Annotated in this window: 1 protein-coding gene; it reads right to left on the bottom strand. The window is 31.9% G+C overall.

Annotated elements, in window-relative coordinates; genetic code table 11:
* On the bottom strand, window positions 1-642 hold a 642-nt coding region (locus AMN73_RS00530; RefSeq protein WP_075534370.1), incomplete at both ends, for an Mrp/NBP35 family ATP-binding protein.

Genomic DNA, 642 nt, shown 5'->3' with positions numbered 1-642 from the left:
TATATTTTTGAAGCCTCGTGTTCAGGAAAACTTTCTACTATTGGTTTGCCTTTATCTCCTTCGCTTCCAACTTTCTGAAAAATAGGAATTTCACCTAAGAAAGTTTTATTAAATTCTTTGGCTGTTCTTTTTACTCCCCCCTCACCGAAAATTGCGTATTTTTTTTTGTCGTCCCCAATAAAATGGCTCATATTATCTATGAGACCAATTATCTTTACTCCAAGTTTATCAAACATTTTTATACCTCTCTTTACATCTTGTAAGGCTATTTCTTGAGGTGTTGAAATAATAATTACTCCATCAAGTTTTATTTCTTGAGCAAATGTTAATTGAGTATCACCAGTTCCTGGTGGCATATCAACAATTATAAAATCAAGATTTCTCCAATCAACTTTTTGTGTAAAAGTTTTTATTGCACTAGTAACCATTGGTCCACGCCAGATCATTGGAGTTTGTTCATCTGTTAAAAAACCAATGGACATACATTGTACGTCATATTTGTTTATAGGAATTAATTTACCCTCCTCTGATTTTGGTTTTTCATTTATGGAAAAAAGTTTTGGTAAAGATGGTCCATAAATATCAGCATCTAACAGCCCTACTTTAAAACCTATATTTCTCAAAGCTAAAGCTAAATTAGTA

The organism is Candidatus Pelagibacter communis, assembly GCF_001179965.1.
Taxonomy (GTDB): Bacteria; Pseudomonadota; Alphaproteobacteria; order Pelagibacterales; family Pelagibacteraceae; genus Pelagibacter.
The sequence above is the reverse complement of the archived record's forward strand: the minus strand, read 5'-3'. Positions and strand labels throughout refer to the sequence as shown.